We start from the raw sequence: 19,509 nt of genomic DNA on the forward strand, positions 1-19,509 counted from the left end.
TCCCTCAGGCTTCCGCCGCATTTTGCATAATAGTGATCGACGCGAGCTGCATGATCTTCTCCTCCGTCATGTCGTCCCCCTCGACCTGGCCGGTGATGCGCCCCTCGCGCACGACAAGCACACGATCGCTGACGCCGATGAGTTCCGGCAGTTCGGAAGAGATGACGACCACGCCAACCCCCTCACGCGCCAGTTCCCGGATCTGGCGGTGGATTTCCGCCTTGGCACCCACATCCACCCCCCGTGTCGGCTCATCCAGAAAGATGACCTTCGGTTCCACCGACAGCATCTTCGCCAGCGCCACCTTCTGCTGGTTGCCGCCGCTCAGGGTCGAGACGGAATCGCCGACGCTGTTCGCCCGCAGTTTCAGCCGGCGCCCCAGCTCATCTGCGCGCTTCATCTCTTTGCGCCGTTCGATGAAACCCATGCCATTCGATATCCTGCCAATGTCGAGCGCGGAGACATTGGCGGCGATGGACATGTTCAGGAACAGCCCATCCCCCTTGCGGTCCTCGGAAAGATAAACGATCCCTTCCCGGATGCTGTCACGATAGTCTTTCAGGCCAAGCCGCCGGCCACGTAACATAACCTCGCCTGTCGGCTTGCCCTCCAGCCGGCAGACCGCCCGCGCGATCTCGCTTCTTCCCGCACCGATCAGTCCAGCCAACCCCAGGATTTCACCCCGACGCAGATCGAAACCGACGTCGAAAACGCGCTTTCCTTCATTCAGACCCCGAACAGAGAGAATGACGTCGTCAGATTTCTCATCATCCGAGAGCTTCGGCGGGTAGAGCTTGTCGAGTACCCGTCCCACCATGCTGTTAACGACTTCCTCAGGGGAAATATCAGCAATATTCTCCGTCCTGATATGGCAACCGTCGCGCATGACGGTGATGCGGTCGCAATGTTCGAAAATCTCTGCCATGCGATGCGAAATATAGATGATGGCAATGCCGCGCTCGGCCAGCCGGTGCATGATCCGGAAAAGTGTCTGGGCTTCGGTCTCTGTCAGCGCTGCCGTTGGCTCATCGAGGATCAGGATGCGGCAATCCAGCGTCAACGCCTTGGCAATCTCAACGATCTGCTGCTGCGAAATCGAAAGGCCGCCCGCGCGGCTGGCGGGATCGATGTCGCCGATCTCCCGCAGCACCGCTGCCGCCCGCTTTTCCAGGTCGCGGTAATTCATGAACCAGGAACGGCTTCGACCGGTCTCTGACATAAACATGTTTTCGGCAACCGAAATATCAGGGCAAAGAGCGATCTCCTGATGCACGAAACCGATGCCGAGCCGGTTCGCCACATTAGGCGAGGATATCTTGACCGGCTTGCCATCCAGCAGGATCTCCCCTCCATCGGGCTGCAGAATGCCGTCAATGATATGCATCAGCGTCGACTTTCAGGCACCGTTTTCCCCGGCCAGCGCGTGGATTTCGCCGCGCCGCAGGTCAAGTGCAGCACTCCGCAGCGCCTTCACGGGCCCGAATGCCTTATGAATATTCGTCATGCTGAGGATGACCTCACCCATAACGCCCTCCCGAACCGGCTTTCCCACATGGCCGGCGAGGCGTAAACCTCGCCGGGTCCAGATCGACGCCTCAGCGCCCCTTCATATATTCGTTGAGATCGAAGGAGGCGGCATTGGCCTTGGTGATGACTGCAAAACCATTGTCCATCGAAGGCACCTGCATCGGGTTGAAGCCGGAGACCTTGTAGTCGTTGAACGGGTCGATCAGGTCCGAATGAGCACCGAGAAACGTGTTCATGAAACCCATGAAGCCCTGAACCCCCTGATTGGGATTGATGGCCATATAGATATTACCCTGCTTGATGTGTTCCAGCGTTGCCGGCGTGATATCCGCATGCAGGATCAGGACCTTCTTTTTTGCCTCGAGAACGGCGGTCGTCGCACCTTCAGCCGAACCGGCCTCAGGGATCCACAATGCACCGAGATTGGGATTGGCCTGCAGTAGTGCGGCGGTTGCCTGATAAGCGACGTTTGCATCCTGGTTGGTCGCTTGCCGGCCAACGAGCTTCATCTGCGGATAAGTCCGCCCCATATAGTCTATGAGGGCGGTAACGCGCAGATCATGGTTGCTTTGGCCCGGATTTTCCAGAACGGCATATTCGCCTTTTTCGCCGAGCTTCTTGACGATTTCGTCAGCCGCAAACTTCGCCTCTGCGACATTGTCCGAGGTAATATAGGCGGTGCGCTTCGACTTCGGAGAATCGGCGGCAAAAGTGGTGACGGATACACCTGAGGCGATCGCCTTGTTGATCGGCTCGATGAAAGGATCGGCCTGCATCGGGTGCAGGAGAACGCCTTTCGGCTTCTTCACCAGCTCCTGCTCGAAGGACGCGATCTGCTTTGTGATGTCATATTCCGGCGTGCCGGTGAAAACAGCTTCGCAGCCGAGCGCCTTGGCGGCCTGCTTGAACCCTTCAAATACCGGCACCCAATAGGGATGGCTGGAAACCATGACATTCATCACATAGGTTTCGCCGGGTTCACAGGCAAACTTGCCTGCGGCGGCGGCCGGCGAACCGGGGCCAGCAGCAAGCGCCACGGCCAATACACCCGCAGCGACGGTCGATTTCAGAAAAGCCAACATATTCCCCCCCCAAGGATAATGACTTGTCGCGCAATAAATTTTAGTCTCTGTAATTTATTGCATGCTGATGGGATAGCTGGAAAAACTGGAGACGTCAACGGCACTGAATTTTATTTTTCAATGCGAAATTTATTGCAAACATACCCCGCCATCGCAGTGACTTGAAGCTCGTGCGCAGGCGAAAGCCAGCAGCGACAGAAATCGCTTCCGAGGAAAAAGGGCTGGGCTGAAGGAGAAACGAAAAAAGGGTTTCCGACTGCTCAGAAACCCCTTTATGAATTCGGATGGTGGGCGTGACAGGGATTGAACCTGTGACCCCTACGATGTCAACGTAGTGCTCTCCCGCTGAGCTACACGCCCTCCGTGGCGGCGGATAGACCACAAAACCGGTTCATGCGTCAACTGCTTTTTTTCGGTTTTGTGAAGGTTTTTTGAGAGGCCTTACGCCACAAGGAGTTTGTTGACCTCATCCACCAGATCGCGCAGATGGAACGGCTTGGAAAGCACCTTGGCGTCCTTCGGAGCCTTCGAATCGGCATTCAGCGCAACCGCTGCAAAGCCGGTGATGAACATGACTTTCAGGTCCGGGTCGAGTTCGGTCGCGCGTCGTGCAAGCTCGATACCGTCCATTTCGGGCATGACGATATCGGTGAGCAGAAGGGAAAAGGGCTCCTCGCGCAGCCGGTCGTAAGCGCTTGCGCCATTGTCGAAGGAAGAAACCTTGTAACCGGCTTTTTCCAGCGCCTTGACGAGGAAGCGGCGCATATCGTTATCGTCTTCAGCGAGAAGAATTTTCTGATTCATGGTTAAGTGACCGTAACTGCTCAATGTTTGGAATACCCTAGCCCGATTATAGGATTTTCACGGTAAATATCCTGTGAACACGTGAATCGGTATAGCGCTACTTGGGCGACAGTATGGACTTGCCGCACCGTAACTGGCAACATGAACCTCCTGATAGTTTGCGACATGGTAAATGGCCTGAATGGACTGGGTAACAGGTGAATATGAGCTGTTCGAAGTAACGGAACCTGCCGTTCAAACCCTGCCATTCGTCTATAATTCCCCCCATAGCGGCCGCTGCTATCCCATCTCCTTCCTAGAGTCGGCGCGGCTCGATTCGCATGACATCCGTCGTTCCGAGGACCACTTCGTCGACGAGCTTTTCGGCGCCGCCCCAGAGATTGGCGCGCCGCTGTTGAAAGCGAATTTTCCGCGCGCCTATCTCGACGTCAATCGAGAGCCCTACGAGCTCGATCCCCGCATGTTCGAGGGCACCTTGCCGCCCTACGCCAATATCGGCTCCATGCGGGTTGCAGGCGGCCTTGGCACCGTGCCGCGTATCGTTGCGGAAAACATGGATATTTATGCCCATCGCCTGCCGGTGGATGAAGCCCTCTCCCGTATCGAGACCATATACAAACCCTACCACGCCTGTCTGCGCCGCCTGCTGTCCCGCACGCACGCACATTTTGGCATGGCGGTCCTGATTGATTGCCATTCGATGCCCGGCAACATCCGGGTCACCGGGTCAAACCTCAGACCTGATGTTATTATCGGCGACCGCTACGGCACCAGCGCCTCCCAGGAAGTCTCGCGTGCGGCCCTGCATTTCCTCGAAGAACTTGGCTTCGTCGCCGTCTGCAACAAGCCCTATGCCGGCGGCTTCATTACCGAACATTACGGCCGTCCCATACGCTCGCTTCACGCGCTGCAGATAGAGGTCAACCGGTCGCTTTATGTCGATGAAAAAACGCTTTTGAAGAAAGGCGATTTCCCCGCCATTCAGGCTTCGCTGGAAATATTCATGCGCCAGCTCGGGGCTTTCGTGTCGGAATATGCGATCGAAACTTCGCTCGCCGCCGAATAGCACAGCCAAGCTTCTCAATTAAATCGTTCGCCCCTTGCCTGGCTGTGCGCCGGGCAAAAAAAACCGCGCCTTGGCGCGGTCAAGTCTAGGGAGGAAACACCCAAGGAGGGTATTTACAGTCAAAGACTGTAGCATCACGCTACGCAGTAATTGCACAATTGTCAATCATTTTATTTTTTGCATGTTTTTTGTGCTTTTGCCGAAAATATGGAAACCGCGGCTTCGTCACCATACGAGTGGACGGCGGATGTGATTCCGGTCTATGCATTTCGCCACACAATTGAGGCCATCAATTCACGCAATGAGGTTTCGCATGCTGCCCGACCGGAATTTCTTCTTCGAACTTGCTGATGCGGCCAGCGCCGAAACGCTTCCCCGCTTTCGCACGGGCGTTGCCGTTACCAACAAGCAGGATGGCGGCTATGATCCGGTGACGGAAGGCGATCAAGCGGCCGAAAGCGCCATTCGTGCGCTCATCGAGGCTCGTTTTCCCCAGCACGGCATCCTTGGGGAAGAACATGGTAATGTCGGTCTCGACCGCGAGCATGTCTGGGTCATCGACCCCATTGACGGCACACGCGCCTTCATTTCCGGCGTGCCCGTATGGGGAACTCTGATCGGCTTCCAGTCTGCCGGCCGCGCCACGATGGGTATGATGGACCAGCCCTTCACCAGGGAGCGTTACTTTGCCGACGGCACCTCCGCCTGGTATTTCGGACCCGAGGGCGAACGAACCATCCGCACGCGTGACTGCGCTTCGCTATCGGACGCAATACTTTTTACCACAACACCCCATATTTTCACCGCCGAGGAAAAGCCCTTCTACGAAAAGGTGCAGGATCAGGTCCGCCTTTTCCGCTACGGCGTGGATTGTTACGCCTATTGCCTGCTGGCCGCGGGTCATGTCGATCTCGTCATTGAATCCGGCCTGAAGCCCTACGATGTGGGCGCACTTATTCCGGTCATCGAGCAGGCCGGCGGCATCATCACCACATGGGATGGCGGCCGTCCTGAAAATGGCGGCCGCATTCTGGCCGCCGGCTCCAGATCCGTACACGAACAGGCGCTTGCCATTCTCTCCAGACTATAGACCTGCCCTGCAAGGCGGCCATCACTCCGGCGCGAAAAACGCGTCGATGGCGGCCAGTGCCTGCTTGCGGAAAACATCCCGCTCATGCAGCAGTTCATGACGCGCGCCGGTGATGGGAAGAAGCTGCGCTGCCCGGAAATTGCGCGACAGCTCTTCCTGCGCCTTATAGGGCGTTATCGTATCCAGCATGGGCGCCAGAATGAGGGTAGGAATGGTTATGTTCGTCAGATGATCCTGACGGGTCACGCGGCCCATGGTCTTCAATGCCTCATAGACCCAGCGGGCCGTTGGCGCGCCAATGAACAGTTCCGGAAACTGCCTGTGCAGCGAGAGATTCCTTGCGAAACGTTTTGCGTCCGAGGTTAGCGGATTGCCGTCAAAATCCCGTTCGCGCTGGTCCCTGCCAAGCTGAACCCTTCCCAGGCCGGCAAGGCTCAAAGCCGTGGCGACCAGCCGGATAACGGATGACGGGACGGATTGCTGACTGTCGAGTTCGATGAAGGGCGAACAAAGCGCCAGCCGATCAATCCTGTTCGCGAGCCCCGGCGCTGCGGCAAGCGCGGCAAGCGCGCCGGTAGAATGTGCAATCATGAAGAACGGCAGCCTCGTATCCGGAAGCACCACCTGTTCCAGAAAAAGGCTGATGTCGTGCTGATAATCGGAAAAGCGCCGCACGTGCCCGGCACCCGGCCTTTTCAGCAGCCGTTCGGAACCGCCCTGCCCGCGCGTATCGAACGTCGCGACCCAGAAGCCCATGGCCGTCAGATCGGCCACTGTTTCAAAATATTTTTCGATACATTCGTTTCTGCCATGCAGCAGAACCACCGTTCCGCGGGCAACATGACGATGGGTTCGAAAGATCGCATAGCGGAGCTGTTTGCCGCCATGGCCAGAAAAATATCCAACCACATGGCTGTCGGGAACCGGATTGTCTTCACTGGCGCGCAATGTGGCTTCGATCATCGGTCTTTTTCCGGCTTTTCAACTCTTTTCGGATAGGTCGGCAGCGCGGGAAGGTCAAAGAAAAAATTGCCGGAACCGTCGGTTAAAGCAGTCGCGGTTCCGGCGAGTAAGACAGAAGAAGAAGGGACGTTATTGCTTCTGTCCACGGAGAATGTCTCCGATGACGGGAGTTTTATGGCTCTCAAACTGAACGATGCCGGAACCGGATGTTCAGACATGGTTCATGTTGCATCCACCCCTTGACGCCGCGCGACGCCATTCCCATCTCCTTCATGCGGTCGCCAAAGCGGGGCCGCGCCAAATGTCCGACCGTCGCCAGAATGGGATGGCGGACTTAACCGCAAACAGTCGCTTCTTAAGGAGGACACCATGCGTCACGTTGATTTTTCCCCTCTCTATCGTTCCACCGTGGGCTTCGACCGCCTTTTTTCGATGCTTGACGGCCTCGGCCAGCCCGAGCAGGCCCAGTCCTATCCGCCCTACAATATCGAGCGGACCGGTGAGAATACCTATCGCATCACCATGGCGGTTGCCGGTTTCGATGAAAATGAACTCAGCATCGAATCCCGCGCCAATGCGCTGACCGTGAAAGCCGAGAAGGCCACGGATGAGAAGACGACGGAAGGCGAATTTCTGTATCGCGGCATCGCCACGCGCGCCTTCGAACGCCGCTTCCAGCTTGCCGACCACGTAGAAGTTCAGACCGCTTCCCTGAAGAATGGCCTGCTTCACATCGATCTCGTTCGCAATATTCCGGAAGCCATGAAGCCGCGCCGCATTGCGATCTCGTCCGACAGCGCCGATGCGCCGAAGACCATCGAAGCCCAGGTTACCCCGGCTCAGGTCAACTAAGTATTCCACATGCAAGACAGACGGCCCCCTTGAGGGGCCGTTTTTGTTGGCGGGAGCGCGTTTTATCGAGCGGAGGCTGCGGCGCCTTCTGCCGCAGCCGCTTCGGCTATCGCTGCCTTTTCATGGGCCTTGCGGGCATAACGCTGGGCAAGGACAGCGCAGACCATCAACTGGATCTGATGAAAGAGCATGATCGGTAAAACGATGGCACCGATGCTCTGGCCGGCGAAGATCGCGCCGGCCATGGGCACGCCGCTGGCGAGGCTCTTTTTCGAGCCGCAGAAGGTGATGGTGATCTCATCGGCCTTGTCGAAACCCAATAGCCGGCTGCCGAACATCGTCACACATAGGACAAGCGCCAGCAGCAGGATATTGATGACGATGACCACACCGATATCCCGGAGCGAAAACGTGTGCCATATGCCCTCGATGACCGCATCGGAAAAGGCGAGATAAACGACCATAAGAATGGAGCCGCGATCGACCGGAGAAAGCAATTTCTTGCGCGCCCTGATCCAGTCACCAATCCAGGGCTGCAGGACCTGACCGACGATGAAAGGCAGAAGCAGCTGCAGGAAGATTTGCAGGAAAGCATCCAGCGAAAATCCGCCGCCATGGCCGCCGACCGTGAACAGCAGGCCAACCAGCAACGGCGTCAGGAACATGCCGAAAATATTCGAAGCCGAGGCTGAACAAATCGCCGCCGGCACGTTTCCGCCCGCCATTGACGTGAAGGCGATGGATGACTGCACGGTGGATGGCAGCACACAGAGAAACAGCACGCCCATATAGAGCGGTGCCGGCAGGATGCTTTCGGGAATGAAGCCTATCGCCACACCAAGAAGCGGGAAAAGGCCGAAGGTCACGAGCAGGATCGCCAGATGCAGACGCCAGTGCAGGATGCCCGCAATCACCACATCCCGCGAAAGCCGCGCGCCGTGCAGGAAGAACAGCAGAGCGATCGCGAGTTTTGTCGCAAGCCCGAAATATTCTGCCGGCTCGCCGCTGATCGGCAGGATGGAAGCCAGAATTACGGTGGCCACCAGCATCATGGTGAAACGGTCGGGCAGGAAGCGGGTCATGGGAGGTCTTTCCGGCAGCGGTTTTGCTTGAAACGCGCGCCACTATCGCTCATCATGATTTCGGATGCAAAGATTAACAGTTATCATGATTTGAGATAATGCTGAACCTTCAACATCTTGCCAGCTTCGTCATGCTCCAGCAAACCGGTAGTTTTACCCTTGCTGCCGAACGGCTCGGCATTGGCCAATCTACTGTCAGCCAGCATATTCAAAGGCTTGAGGCCTCCCTTGGCCGCCGATTGATCGCACGCAACACCCATCAGGTAAAACTGACCGGCGAGGGTGAGGCATTACTCGGTTACGCTCGCAACATGCTTGAAATCGATAGCAAGGTCTCTTCGCTCTTCAGCGAAAGCCGCCTGCGCGGTCGGCTGCGGCTTGGTGTGTCGGAAGATTTTGTCGCCAGTCGCCTTACGACCATTCTGGAGGAATTCATTCGGCTTTACCCGCTGGTTGACCTTGAACTAACGGTCTCGCTGAGCGGTGTGCTTTACCAGATGCAGGACAATGGCGAACTTGACGTGGTGTTGGCCAAGCGTCGTCTCGGCGACAAGCTTGGTCATTTCCTTTATCGCGAACCGCTCGTCTGGCTGGCGCGCGATCCTGAGCGGATGCTGAACCAGCCGGATGCGCTCCCGCTGATTGCCTTTCCGCCACCGAGCATCACCCGGAAGGCGGCGCAGGAGGCACTGGACCGGGCCGGTCTCGCCTGGCGGATCGTCTGCACCTGCGGCAGTCTCAGTGGACTAACCGCCGCAGCAAGGGCGGGCATGGGCATTCTGGTGCAGCCGCGCAGCATGGCGCCGGCTGGTCTGAAGGAGATTGCCGCAGGCGTGCTGCCGCTGCTGGAAGACGTGGAATTCGTGCTTCAACCGAGCAAGGGCGCGGAGGCGGAGCTGGTGCGCGCCCTTTCCGATCTCGTTTCCAGCAAGAGCATCGCACCCGGCAGTTTCGTGTAACCGGCCTTAATTGTCCCGTTTCGAGAGGCAACGGCCGACGCTGTCGCGCCAGCCTGCGATAGCGTTCTTCCGCTCGCTCTCTTCCATCTCGGGGCTGAAGCGGCGGTCGCGCCGCCAATGGTCGGCGAAGGCCTTGCGGTCCGGCCAGATGCCGGCACGTGAGGCCGCAAGCCAGGCGGCACCAAGGATTGTCGTCTCGAGAAACACCGGTCTATCGACGGGCGCGGCGAGAATATCTGCCAGCCGCTGCATCGTCCAATCGGAGGCGACCATGCCGCCGTCGACCCTCAGCACCGTCTTGCCATTGTCACCTGCCCAGTCCTTGCGCATCGCATCCAGCAGGTCGAACGTCTGATAGGCAACGCTTTCGAGCGCCGCGCGGGCAAATTCCGCCGGGCCCGTCCCGCGTGTGAGGCCGAAGATCGCACCCCGCGCTTCGGCATCCCAATAAGGCGCGCCAAGACCGGTAAAGGCAGGCACGAGATAAACGCGCTGCTTTAGATCGGCCTTTTCGGCAAGCGCGCTGACTTCTGATGCAACCGAGATGAAACCAAGCTCGTCACGCAGCCACTGCACCGCCGCCCCGGCGATGAAGATAGAGCCTTCCAGCGCATAGGTCGTCACGCCGTCGAGACGATAAGCAATCGTCGTCAGCAGCCGGTTTGTGGAGGCCACCCGGTCTGTGCCCGTATTGAGAAGTGCGAAGCAACCGGTGCCGTAGGTCGATTTCATCATGCCCGGCTCGAAGCAGGCGTTGCCGATCACCGCCGCCTGCTGGTCGCCCGCAACGCCGAGGATCGGAATTTCCGCGCCCAGAAGCGACTTGTCCGTTACGCCGAAATCGGCGGCGCAATCCAGAACCTCCGGCAGCATGGCGCGGGGGATGTCGAGGATGGACAGGAGCTCATCATCCCAGACATTGTCTTCGATATTATAGATCAGCGTTCGCGAGGCGTTGGTGGCGTCGGTCACGTGCCGGCGGCCGCCGGTGAGACGGTAGATCAGGAAACTGTCGACGGTACCGAAGCAGATTTCTCCCTTGCCCGCCCTTTCGCGAAGACCGCTGACGCTGTCCAAGAGCCATTTCAGCTTCGTGCCGGAAAAATATGGATCGAGCAGCAGTCCGGTCTTTTTAGAGAAGAGCGGTTCCAGCCCCCTTCTTTTCAAATCCTCGCAGACCGGGGCGGCACGGCGATCCTGCCAGACCACGGCGCGGTGCACCGCTTCGCCGGTGTTGCGGTCCCACAGCACCGTCGTTTCCCGCTGATTGGTGATGCCTATCGCCTCTATATCGGTTGCGGCGATGCCGGCATCGGCAAGTGCAAGTCGGATGGTTTCAAGCACACTTTTCCAGATGTCTTCGGCATCGTGTTCGACCCAGCCGGAGGCAGGAAAATGCTGCGGAAATTCTCGCTGCCCGACACCGATGACCCGCATGTCGCGATCAAAGACCATCGACCTTGTCGATGTCGTGCCCTGATCGATCGCCAGAATATAACCGCCCATTATGTCACTCCCTTTTAAACGCAATGACGGGGCGGCAGAGCCGCCCCGATTTAAGATTTTATGCAGACATCACTTCTGCCAGCTTTTCACCAGTTCGTCGTAATTGACGGTGACCGGCTTTTCCTTTTCGTTGGCGATCTTTAGCTGCGGCGCGAGATTGCCCTTCGAAACGGCGTCCTTGTTCCAGTATTCGATATCATGCTCTTCCGCCAGCTTCGGGCCGATATCGCCCTGCACGCCAGCACGTTCCAAGCGGCTCATGACCTTTTCCTGTTCAGCGCAGAGCGAGTCCATGGCAGCCTGTGCGGTCTTGGCACCCGACGACGCATCGCCGATTGCCTGCCACCAGAGCTGTGCCAGCTTTGGATAATCAGGAACGTTGGTGCCAGTCGGCGACCACTGAACGCGGGCCGGCGAGCGATAGAACTCGACAAGACCACCGAGCTTGGAGGCCCGGTCCGTGAAGCTCTTGTGATGGATGGTGCTGTCACGAATGAAGGTGAGACCGACATGGCTCTTCTTCACATCCACGGTCTTTGAGGTCACGAACTGCGCATAGAGCCATGCGGCCTTGGCGCGGTCGTCTGGCGTGGATTTCATCAACGTCCAGGAACCCACATCCTGATAACCGAGCTTCATGCCGTCCTTCCAGTAGGCGCCGTGCGGCGAGGGTGCGACGCGCCATTTCGGCGAACCGTCCTCGTTCACCACAGGCAGGCCGGGCTTGGCCATGTCGGCAGTAAAGGCCGTGTACCAGAAGATCTGCTGGGCGATGTTGCCCTGTGCCGGCACCGGGCCTGACTCGGAGAAGGTCATGCCCTGCGCTTCCGGCGGCGCATATTTCTTCAGCCATTCGAGATATTTCTCGATGGAATAGACCGAAGCGGGACCATTGGTATCACCACCGCGCGCCACGCAGGAGCCGACCGGCTGCGACTTGTCATTGACCTTGATGCCCCATTCATCGACCGGCAGGCCGTTTGGCAGGCCCTTGTCGCCATTGCCGGCCATGGAAAGCCAGGCATCGGTGAATCGCCAGCCGAGCGAGGGGTCCTTCTTGCCGTAGTCCATATGGCCGAAGACCTTCTTGCCGCCGACGTCGCGGCCGGTGAAGAATTCGGCGATGTCCTCATAGGCCGACCAGTTGACGGGAACGCCGAGGTCGTAGCCGTATTTGGCCTTGAAGTCCGCTTTGTTCTTGTCGTCGTTGAACCAGTCGTAACGGAACCAGTAGAGGTTTGCGAACTGCTGGTCGGGAAGCTGGTAGAGCTTCTTGTCCGGTGCCGTCGTGAACGCGCTGCCGATGAAGTCCTTTAGGTCGAGACCCGGATTGGTGACATCCTTGCCCTCATTGGCCATGAAGTCCGTCAGGTTGCGCACCTGCTGGTAACGCCAATGGGTGCCGATGAGGTCGCTGTCGTTGACCCAGCCATCGTAAAGGTTCTGGCCGGTCTGCATCTGGGTCTGGATCTTTTCGACAACGTCACCTTCCTGGATAAGGTCGTGCGTCACCTTGATGCCGGTAATGGCGGTAAATGCAGGCGCCAGAACCTTTGATTCATATTCATGCGTCGTCAGGGATTCGGATACGACCTTGATCTCCATGCCCGCGAAAGGCTTCGCGGCATCAATGAACCATTGTACTTCCTTTTCCTGCTCTGCACGGGAAAGCGCCGACATGTCGCCGATTTCCTTGTCCAGAAACTGCTTTGCTTCCTCCATTCCGGCAAAAGCCGAACCTGTCATTGCCAGCAGCATGGCTGCCGTCGTCGTCATCAGATGCCGTCGCATATCAGTCCTCCCAAGGGTTGCGATTGCATGAAGTCTGCGAGATGCGGTTTTCCTCCGCCGCATCTTTTCCTGCTCTAGACAAAACGGAAAACGCCAACGGCGTAGACCACGGATAGAGCGAGAGCCCACCACAGGTTCGGGCCGACCAGCCCGAGCCATGCGAGATGAATGAAGGCGCTGCCAAGCAGCGAGATGAACAGCCTGTCACCACGCGTCGTTTCGAAGCGCAACAGGCCGAAGCGGGGATTGCCGCCAGGCGAGAGACGTTCCCAGAACCACATGCCGACCAGCAAAACCGCGATGGTGCCGAAAAAGGCCGCCGTCTGCCACGTCCACGCCATCCAGGTAAAATCGGGCATCTTCGTCATGGTCAAACCCTTCCCAGCGCAAAGCCTTTGGCGATGTAATTGCGCACGAACCAGATCACCAGAGCGCCGGGTATCAGCGTCAACACGCCGGCAGCGGCAAGCAGGCCCCAGTCCATGCCGGCAGCAGAAACGGTGCGCGTCATCGTCGCGGCGATCGGTTTTGCGTCCGTGGTGGTCAGCGTGCGGGCGATCAGAAGCTCGACCCACGAGAACATGAAGCTGAAGAAGCAGGCGACGCCGATGCCGGAAGCGATGAGCGGCATGAAGATCTTCACGAAGAATTTCGGAAAGGAGTAGCCGTCAATATAGGCGGTCTCGTCGATTTCCTTCGGCACGCCGGACATGAAACCTTCGAGAATCCAAACCGCCAGCGGCACGTTGAACAGGCAATGCGCGAGCGCCACCGCAATATGCGTGTCGATCAGCCCGAAAGCGGAATAAAGCTGAAAGAACGGCAGCGCAAAGACCGCCGGTGGCGCCATGCGGTTGGTCAAAAGCCAGAAGAACAGGTGCTTGTCGCCGAGAAAACGGTAACGCGAAAAGGCATAGGCCGCTGGCAGCGCGACAGCCACCGAGATCACCATGTTCATGACGACATAGATGATCGAATTGATATAGCCGGAATACCAGGATGAATCGGTGAAGATCGTCCTGTAGTTCTGCAGCGTCGGCTGATGCGGATAGAGCGTCATGGAAGAGACGATTTCCGCATTCGTCTTGAAGCTCATATTGATAAGCCAGTAGATCGGCACGAGCAGAAGCAGGATGTAGATGGTCGGCACCAGCCAGGAAAACCGGGATGGCCCGTGATGGCGGCGTGAGCGCGCCGTTGCGGCAAAGCTGGGTCTTGCCGACGTGTCAACGCCCGACGAGCCGGAGACCAAGCCGTTACGTTCCACGCCGGTCGTGACATTGGAGGCGCTCATGACTCAGGTCTCCGCGTCGTGGCTGGTCATCACGGTATAGAACACCCACGATAACAGCAGGATGATGAGGAAGTAGATCAGCGACATGGCCGCTGCCGGGCCGAGGTCGAACTGGCCAAGTGCCATCTTCACGAGATCGATGGACAGGAAGGTTGTGGAATTGCCCGGGCCGCCGCCGGTGACGACGAAGGGTTCGGTATAGATCATGAAACTGTCCATGAAGCGCAGCAGGAAGGCGATCAGCAGCACCCGTTTCATCTTCGGCAGCTGGATGAACCGGAACACCGCAAAACGCGACGCGCCATCGATCCTTGCCGCCTGATAATAGGCGTCAGGAATGGAAACCAGGCTGGCATAACACAGAAGCACGACAAGGCTCGTCCAGTGCCACACATCCATGATGACGACGGTAATCCAGGCATCGACGGGATCGTTGACATAGTTGTAGTCGAGCCCGAGCTGATTGGCGTAATAACCGAGAAGTCCGATATCGCTGCGCCCGAAGACCTGCCAGATCGTGCCCACCACATTCCACGGCACCAGCAGCGGCAGTGCCATGGTGACGAGGCAGATCGGCACGCCGATGCCGGATTTCGGCATTTTGAGTGCGATGAAGATGCCGAGCGGAATTTCAATCGCGAGGATGATGCCGGAGAATAGCAGGTTGCGCCCCAGCGCATCCCAGAACCGGTCCGACGCCAGGATTTCCTCGAACCATTGCGTTCCCGCCCAGAAGAACTGGTTGTTGCCGAAGGTGTCCTGCACCGAATAATTCACGACGGTCATCAGCGGAATGACGGCGGAGAAGGCGACCAGCACCAGCACTGGCAGCACCATGAACCATGCCTTGTTGTTCCAGCTTTTTTCCATGGTCAGGCCCCCATCTTTACACGCCAGGAATCGGCGAAAACACCGATGGCGGCCGGGTCGAAGCGCACACCGGCCTCCGCCGGGATTTCCTCGTCTTCCGCAACGACGATCGCGAGTTTCTGGCCGGCGAACCGGGCACGCACGATCTTCTGCCGGCCGATGTCCTCGACCTTATCGACAGTGATGGGCATGCCGCCGCGCTCCAGCCGGACGAATTCCGGGCGGATGCCGATTTCGATGCGCTGCCCCGATGCGATCGTCGGCGCACCTGCCAGCGGCACACCAAGACCGCCGACTACAGCCGTCGTCCCCTCGATATTGGCGGGCAGAACATTCATGCCCGGCGAGCCGATAAAATAACCGACAAATGTATGCCCCGGCCGCTCGAAAAGCTCAGCCGGCGTGCCGATCTGGACAATCTGGCCATCATACATCACCACCACCTTGTCGGCGAAGGTCAGCGCTTCGGTCTGGTCATGGGTGACGTAGACCATGGTGAAACCGGACTGGCGATGCAGGCGCTTCAGCTGCGAGCGCAGCACCCATTTCATATGCGGATCGATGACCGTCAGCGGCTCATCAAAGAGAATGGCGTTGACGTCGGAGCGTACGAGGCCGCGCGCCAGCGAGATCTTCTGCTTCTGGTCCGCCGTCAACCCGCGGGCCCTGCGTTTGGCCATACCGGAGAGGTCGGTCATCTCAAGGATTTCCCGCACGCGGCGGTCGACCTCGGCCTCCGGCACATGCCGGTTGCGCAGCGGAAAAGCAAGATTGTCGTAAACTGTCATCGTGTCGTAAACGACCGGGAACTGGAACACCTGGGCGATATTGCGATCTTCAGTCGCAAAATCCGTGACGTCTGTTCCGTCGAACGCGATGCGGCCTTCGGAGGGGCGCAGCAGGCCAGAAATGATGTTGAGCAGCGTGGTCTTACCACAACCGGAGGGACCGAGAAGTGCATAGGCCCCGCCATCCTCCCATTCGTGATGAACCTCCTTCAGCGCATAATCGCCGGCAGCCTGCGCCTTGGCGTTATAGGCGTGGCGGATATGATCGAGCGTGATACGTGCCATGACCGATCCCCCTTACGCCGCTTCGCCGATGGCGCGGCCATTTGCGTCGAATGCCATCAGGTGGCTTGTATCGAGAAACAGCTCGATATCCCTGTCCGGTTCGATGTCGTGGATGCCATGCGCCAGCATGACCCAGCGTCGGCCCGAAAATTCCACATGCACGAAGCTTTCCGACCCGGCGATTTCCGAGATCAGCGTCCGCGCCCGTATGGATTGCCGTGCTTCACCCTTCGCCTGCGGGAAAAGATGATGCGGCTGGAAAGCGATGGTCAAAGGTCCATCCGGCACGGTGGCAAGGTGCGCCGGCACCGCGACAACTGCGCGATCAGCACGGGTAAAGGCTCCACCCGTCTTGATGACCTCGATGGTGTTGAGCGGCGGGTCGGCGAAAATTTCCGCCGTCACAATATCCACCGGGCGCCGGTAAACCTCGATGGTGCGACTGAACTGGGTTACCCTGCCCTCGTTGAGTGTTGCCGTATTGCCGCCCAACAGCAGCGCCTCTGACGGCTCTGTGGTGGCATAAACGAAGATCGCGCCCGACTCCGCGAAAATGCGCGGCAGCTCCTCGCGCAATTCTTCGCGCAGCTTGTAATCGAGATTGGCCAACGGCTCATCGAGCAGCACCAGAGTGGCGTTCTTGACGATGGCGCGGGCAAGTGCCGTGCGCTGCTGCTGGCCGCCGGAAAGATTGAGCGGCGTACGGTCGAGATAGGGTGTAAGCCTCAGAAGCTCCGCGGCTTTTCTCACTTCCCGGTCGATGGTTGCCTGATCCTTGCCCGCAACCCGCATCGGCGAGGCAATGTTTTCGTAAACGCTGAGCGCCGGATAGTTGATGAACTGTTGGTACACCATGGCGACGTTGCGCTTCTGGACCGGCCAGCCGGTCACATCCTCGCCGTTGACCAGGATCGAGCCGCTGCTTGGCTTGTCCAGCCCTGCCATAAGCCGCATGAGCGACGTCTTGCCCGAAAGCGTCGGTCCAAGCAGAACGTTCAGGCTTCCGCGCTGCAACGTCAGATCCGTGGGATGAATATGATAGTCACCGCCCACCATCTTCGAGACATTTCGCAATTCAAGCATGGTGATCCAAAGCCTCCTCCGCTTTTGTCCGGATCGTCAGATTGCCTTCAATCGTCCACCTGCAATGTCATCGATGTAGTCCTCCAACCCACGCACCTCGTCGGGGGTCAAAAAAAGCCCCTGCTTGGTACGGCGCCACAAAATATCCTCCGCCGTCAGCGCCCATTCCCGCGCCATCAGCCAGCGAACTTCGGCTTCATAGAGCGTGCCGCCGAAATGCCGCCCAAGCGCCGACGCGTCTGTCGCATTGCCTATCATCGCCGCCACATCGGTGCCGTAGCAGCGTACGAGCCGCTCCGCATGACGCTTTTCCATGAAGGGATAACGCGATAGCAGCGCAGAAACCTCCGCAGCATAAGCTTCTACATTGAAATTTCCGCCCGGCAGATGAGAACCCGCTGTCCATGGGGCTCCCTTTGTTCCCAGCGCATCGCCGATCTTTTCAAGAGCATGTTCGGCGAGTCGCCGATAAGTGGTGAGCTTGCCGCCGAAAATATTGAGAAGTGGTGCCTCGCCGTCGGTCCCCTCGGTCTTCAAGACATAATCACGCGTCGCCTCCTGCGCTTTTGACGCGCCGTCATCAAAAAGCGGCCGCACCCCGGAATAGGTCCAGACAATATCGGCCGGCTTCACCGGTTCGGCAAAATATTCACTCGCCGCGCTGCAGAGATAGCTGATTTCCTCGTCGCTGATCTTAACAGCCCGGGGGTCACCGGTATAGTCGCGATCCGTCGTGCCGATCAGGGTGAAATCCTGTTCGTAAGGGATGGCGAAAATGATGCGGCCATCCGGATTCTGAAAGAAGTAAGCGCGCGGATCGGAGAACTTCTTGCGCACGATGATATGGCTGCCCTGGACGAGGCGAACATTGTGAACGTTGTTTTTTCCGAAGGTCGCCGACAGAACCCTGTCGACCCATGGACCGGCGGCATTCACCAACATCCGCGCCCGGTGGACCTGCGTTTCTCCGGCGGCATTTCTCGTCTCGACCCGCCAGAACGCGCCGTCGCGCCGCGCGGAAACCACCTGCGTCCGATTGAGGATCAACGCGCCACGGTCAGCGGCATCACGGGCGTTCAGCACGACCAGGCGGGCGTCATCGACCCATCCGTCGGAATACTCGAAAGCCCGGGCGAAAATCGGTTTCAAAGGCTTTCCGGCCGGATCACGGCGCAGATCGAGCGAGCGGGTGGCGGGCAGAAGCTTGCGGCCGCCAAGATGATCGTAAAGGAAGAGCCCGAGACGCACGAGCCAAGCCGGACGCACACCGCCCTTCTGGAAGGGCAGCACGAAACGCATGGGCCAGATGATATGAGGCGCCATGGCCCACAGAACCTCGCGTTCCATCAGCGCTTCGCGCACCAGGCGAAACTCGTAATGTTCGAGATAACGCAGGCCGCCATGAATGAGCTTGGTTGCAGCAGACGACGTACCGGAGGCGAAATCGTTCATTTCTGCAAGTGCGACGGAATAGCCCCTGCCGACGGCGTCGCGCGCAATGCCGCAGCCATTGATACCGCCGCCGATCACGAAAATATCGTGAATTGCCTCGTCAGACATGCACCCTCCCGCGCTTTCATCGACGCTCTCCTCATCGATATATTGAAAGCACGACCATCTAATTCGAAGATAAAACGAATGTCAAACGAAATTCCGACAGCCGGTGGATCAGGTGCCGCGGGCCTCCGTCTCGATCAGCCGGACATCGTGATCGGCGCAGATGCCGCGGATGGAATCAATCGGACAATGATCGGTGATGAAGGTATGAACCTGCGAAAGATGGCCGATGCGGACAGGGGCCGTCCGTTCGAATTTGAGCGAATCCGATACCAGAATCACATGGCGCGCGTTGGAGATGATTGCCTGCGCAACCTTGACCTCGCGGAAATCGAAATCCAGCAGGGCGCCGTCCTCATCGATGGCGGACACGCCGATGACGGCGAAATCCACTTTGAACTGGCGAATGAAATCCACGGCCGCTTCGCCGACAATGCCGCCATCGGAGCCGCGCACGACACCACCGGCAATCACCACCTCAATACCCGGGAAAACACGTAACCTGTTGGCAACATTTATATTATTCGTGATTACCATCAGTTCGTGATGATCCGCCAGCGCTTCGCCCACCGCCTCCGTGGTCGTGCCGATGTTGATGAAAAGCGACGAATTGTTGGGAATGAGAGCGGCGGCAGCGGCTCCGATCGCCTGCTTCTCCACGGAAGCAATCGCCCGCCGAGCCTCGTATTTGACATTTTCATTGCCGCTTGGAAAAAGCGCGCCGCCGTGGATGCGGGTCAGAACACGGGTATCGCAGAGGTCGTTCAGGTCCTTGCGGATCGTCTGAGGGGTGACGGAAAACCGAGATGCCAGCTCGTCGACCAGCACTCGCCCGTTCGCTTTCGCCAGCGCGACGATTTCATCCTGACGCGGTGTGAGCAACATTTCGCCCTCCCTCCTCTTTCAATTT

At 58.3% G+C, this 19,509-nt stretch carries 18 protein-coding genes, 1 tRNA gene and 1 pseudogene; 4 read left to right on the forward strand and 16 right to left on the reverse strand.

Features of this window, described 5'->3' with window-relative positions:
* Window positions 1–4: 4 nt before the first annotated feature.
* From WA845_RS24875 to cpdR, 4 genes and pseudogenes are all read right to left on the reverse strand, one after another.
* Window positions 5–1,525: pseudogene (locus WA845_RS24875) on the reverse strand (sugar ABC transporter ATP-binding protein).
* A gap of 70 nt (window positions 1,526–1,595) precedes the next feature.
* Window positions 1,596–2,609 carry a substrate-binding domain-containing protein gene (locus tag WA845_RS24880; protein ID WP_112555200.1) on the reverse strand — a complete coding sequence of 338 codons (1,014 nt, stop codon included), beginning with the start codon at window positions 2,607–2,609 and terminating at the stop codon, window positions 1,596–1,598.
* A gap of 285 nt (window positions 2,610–2,894) precedes the next feature.
* Window positions 2,895–2,969: transfer RNA gene (locus WA845_RS24885), tRNA-Val, on the reverse strand.
* 81 nt (window positions 2,970–3,050) lie between these two features.
* Window positions 3,051–3,413 carry a cell cycle two-component system response regulator CpdR gene (gene cpdR / locus WA845_RS24890; RefSeq protein WP_003497910.1) on the reverse strand — a complete coding sequence of 121 codons (363 nt, stop codon included), beginning with the start codon at window positions 3,411–3,413 and terminating at the stop codon, window positions 3,051–3,053.
* A gap of 181 nt (window positions 3,414–3,594) precedes the next feature.
* On the opposite strand from cpdR, the gene WA845_RS24895 reads away from it, so the two are divergent.
* Together WA845_RS24895 and hisN are read left to right on the forward strand one after the other, a co-directional pair.
* Window positions 3,595–4,479 carry an N-formylglutamate amidohydrolase gene (locus WA845_RS24895; protein WP_037090410.1) on the forward strand — a complete coding sequence of 295 codons (885 nt, stop codon included), beginning with the start codon at window positions 3,595–3,597 and terminating at the stop codon, window positions 4,477–4,479.
* A 313-nt stretch (window positions 4,480–4,792) separates the two neighbouring features.
* Complete coding sequence (hisN, locus tag WA845_RS24900) at window positions 4,793–5,569, forward strand: histidinol-phosphatase (protein WP_035207365.1); 777 nt, start codon at window positions 4,793–4,795, stop codon at window positions 5,567–5,569.
* A 21-nt stretch (window positions 5,570–5,590) separates the two neighbouring features.
* On the opposite strand, the gene WA845_RS24905 is transcribed toward hisN, so the two are convergent.
* On the reverse strand, window positions 5,591–6,532 hold the full coding sequence (locus tag WA845_RS24905; RefSeq protein ID WP_045534631.1) for an alpha/beta fold hydrolase: 942 nt from the start codon (window positions 6,530–6,532) through the stop codon (window positions 5,591–5,593).
* Entirely contained in the window at window positions 6,529–6,678 is a 150-nt protein-coding gene (locus tag WA845_RS24910; RefSeq protein WP_162719215.1) for a hypothetical protein, read from the reverse strand. The genes WA845_RS24905 and WA845_RS24910 overlap by 4 nt, the downstream gene beginning before the upstream one ends.
* Window positions 6,679–6,901: 223 nt before the next feature.
* Here WA845_RS24910 and hspL point away from each other — a divergent pair, with 223 nt between their 5' ends.
* The gene (gene hspL / locus WA845_RS24915) at window positions 6,902–7,384 is read left to right on the forward strand and encodes a heat shock protein HspL (protein WP_004437287.1); all 483 of its coding nucleotides are present in this window, start codon (window positions 6,902–6,904) and stop codon (window positions 7,382–7,384) included.
* Between the two features lie 62 nt (window positions 7,385–7,446).
* Here hspL and WA845_RS24920 read toward each other — a convergent pair whose 3' ends face one another.
* Window positions 7,447–8,466 carry a bile acid:sodium symporter family protein gene (locus WA845_RS24920; RefSeq protein WP_022563300.1) on the reverse strand — a complete coding sequence of 340 codons (1,020 nt, stop codon included), beginning with the start codon at window positions 8,464–8,466 and terminating at the stop codon, window positions 7,447–7,449.
* A gap of 98 nt (window positions 8,467–8,564) precedes the next feature.
* Between WA845_RS24920 and WA845_RS24925 the strand changes: the two genes are divergently transcribed.
* Window positions 8,565–9,425 (forward strand): LysR family transcriptional regulator, encoded by an 861-nt coding sequence (locus tag WA845_RS24925; protein WP_044459571.1) that lies wholly within the window; start codon window positions 8,565–8,567, stop codon window positions 9,423–9,425.
* A 6-nt stretch (window positions 9,426–9,431) separates the two neighbouring features.
* Here WA845_RS24925 and glpK read toward each other — a convergent pair whose 3' ends face one another.
* The 9 genes from glpK to WA845_RS24970 form a co-directional block, all read right to left on the reverse strand.
* Window positions 9,432–10,931 (reverse strand): glycerol kinase GlpK, encoded by a 1,500-nt coding sequence (gene glpK / locus WA845_RS24930; protein WP_112555198.1) that lies wholly within the window; start codon window positions 10,929–10,931, stop codon window positions 9,432–9,434.
* A 69-nt stretch (window positions 10,932–11,000) separates the two neighbouring features.
* Window positions 11,001–12,722, reverse strand: a complete 1,722-nt coding sequence (locus WA845_RS24935; RefSeq protein ID WP_112555196.1) for an ABC transporter substrate-binding protein — start codon at window positions 12,720–12,722, stop codon at window positions 11,001–11,003.
* A gap of 74 nt (window positions 12,723–12,796) precedes the next feature.
* Window positions 12,797–13,090, reverse strand: coding sequence for a DUF2160 domain-containing protein (locus WA845_RS24940; RefSeq protein ID WP_004437276.1), 294 nt, complete (start codon window positions 13,088–13,090; stop codon window positions 12,797–12,799).
* Between the two features lie 2 nt (window positions 13,091–13,092).
* Complete coding sequence (locus WA845_RS24945) at window positions 13,093–14,016, reverse strand: carbohydrate ABC transporter permease (protein ID WP_112555194.1); 924 nt, start codon at window positions 14,014–14,016, stop codon at window positions 13,093–13,095.
* Between the two features lie 3 nt (window positions 14,017–14,019).
* Window positions 14,020–14,886, reverse strand: coding sequence for a carbohydrate ABC transporter permease (locus WA845_RS24950; protein WP_004437268.1), 867 nt, complete (start codon window positions 14,884–14,886; stop codon window positions 14,020–14,022).
* 2 nt (window positions 14,887–14,888) lie between these two features.
* On the reverse strand, window positions 14,889–15,959 hold the full coding sequence (locus tag WA845_RS24955) for an ABC transporter ATP-binding protein (protein WP_022563294.1): 1,071 nt from the start codon (window positions 15,957–15,959) through the stop codon (window positions 14,889–14,891).
* A 12-nt stretch (window positions 15,960–15,971) separates the two neighbouring features.
* Window positions 15,972–17,042: an ABC transporter ATP-binding protein gene (locus tag WA845_RS24960; protein ID WP_006699929.1), complete on the reverse strand. Its 1,071-nt coding sequence runs from the start codon at window positions 17,040–17,042 to the stop codon at window positions 15,972–15,974.
* A gap of 36 nt (window positions 17,043–17,078) precedes the next feature.
* On the reverse strand, window positions 17,079–18,602 hold the full coding sequence (locus tag WA845_RS24965; RefSeq protein ID WP_112555192.1) for a glycerol-3-phosphate dehydrogenase: 1,524 nt from the start codon (window positions 18,600–18,602) through the stop codon (window positions 17,079–17,081).
* A 108-nt stretch (window positions 18,603–18,710) separates the two neighbouring features.
* On the reverse strand, window positions 18,711–19,484 hold the full coding sequence (locus WA845_RS24970) for a DeoR/GlpR family DNA-binding transcription regulator (RefSeq protein ID WP_006699927.1): 774 nt from the start codon (window positions 19,482–19,484) through the stop codon (window positions 18,711–18,713).
* Window positions 19,485–19,509: the final 25 nt, after the last annotated feature.

The sequence above is a fragment of the Agrobacterium sp. CMT1 genome (assembly GCF_037203725.1).
Classification (GTDB): domain Bacteria; phylum Pseudomonadota; class Alphaproteobacteria; order Rhizobiales; family Rhizobiaceae; genus Agrobacterium; species Agrobacterium pusense.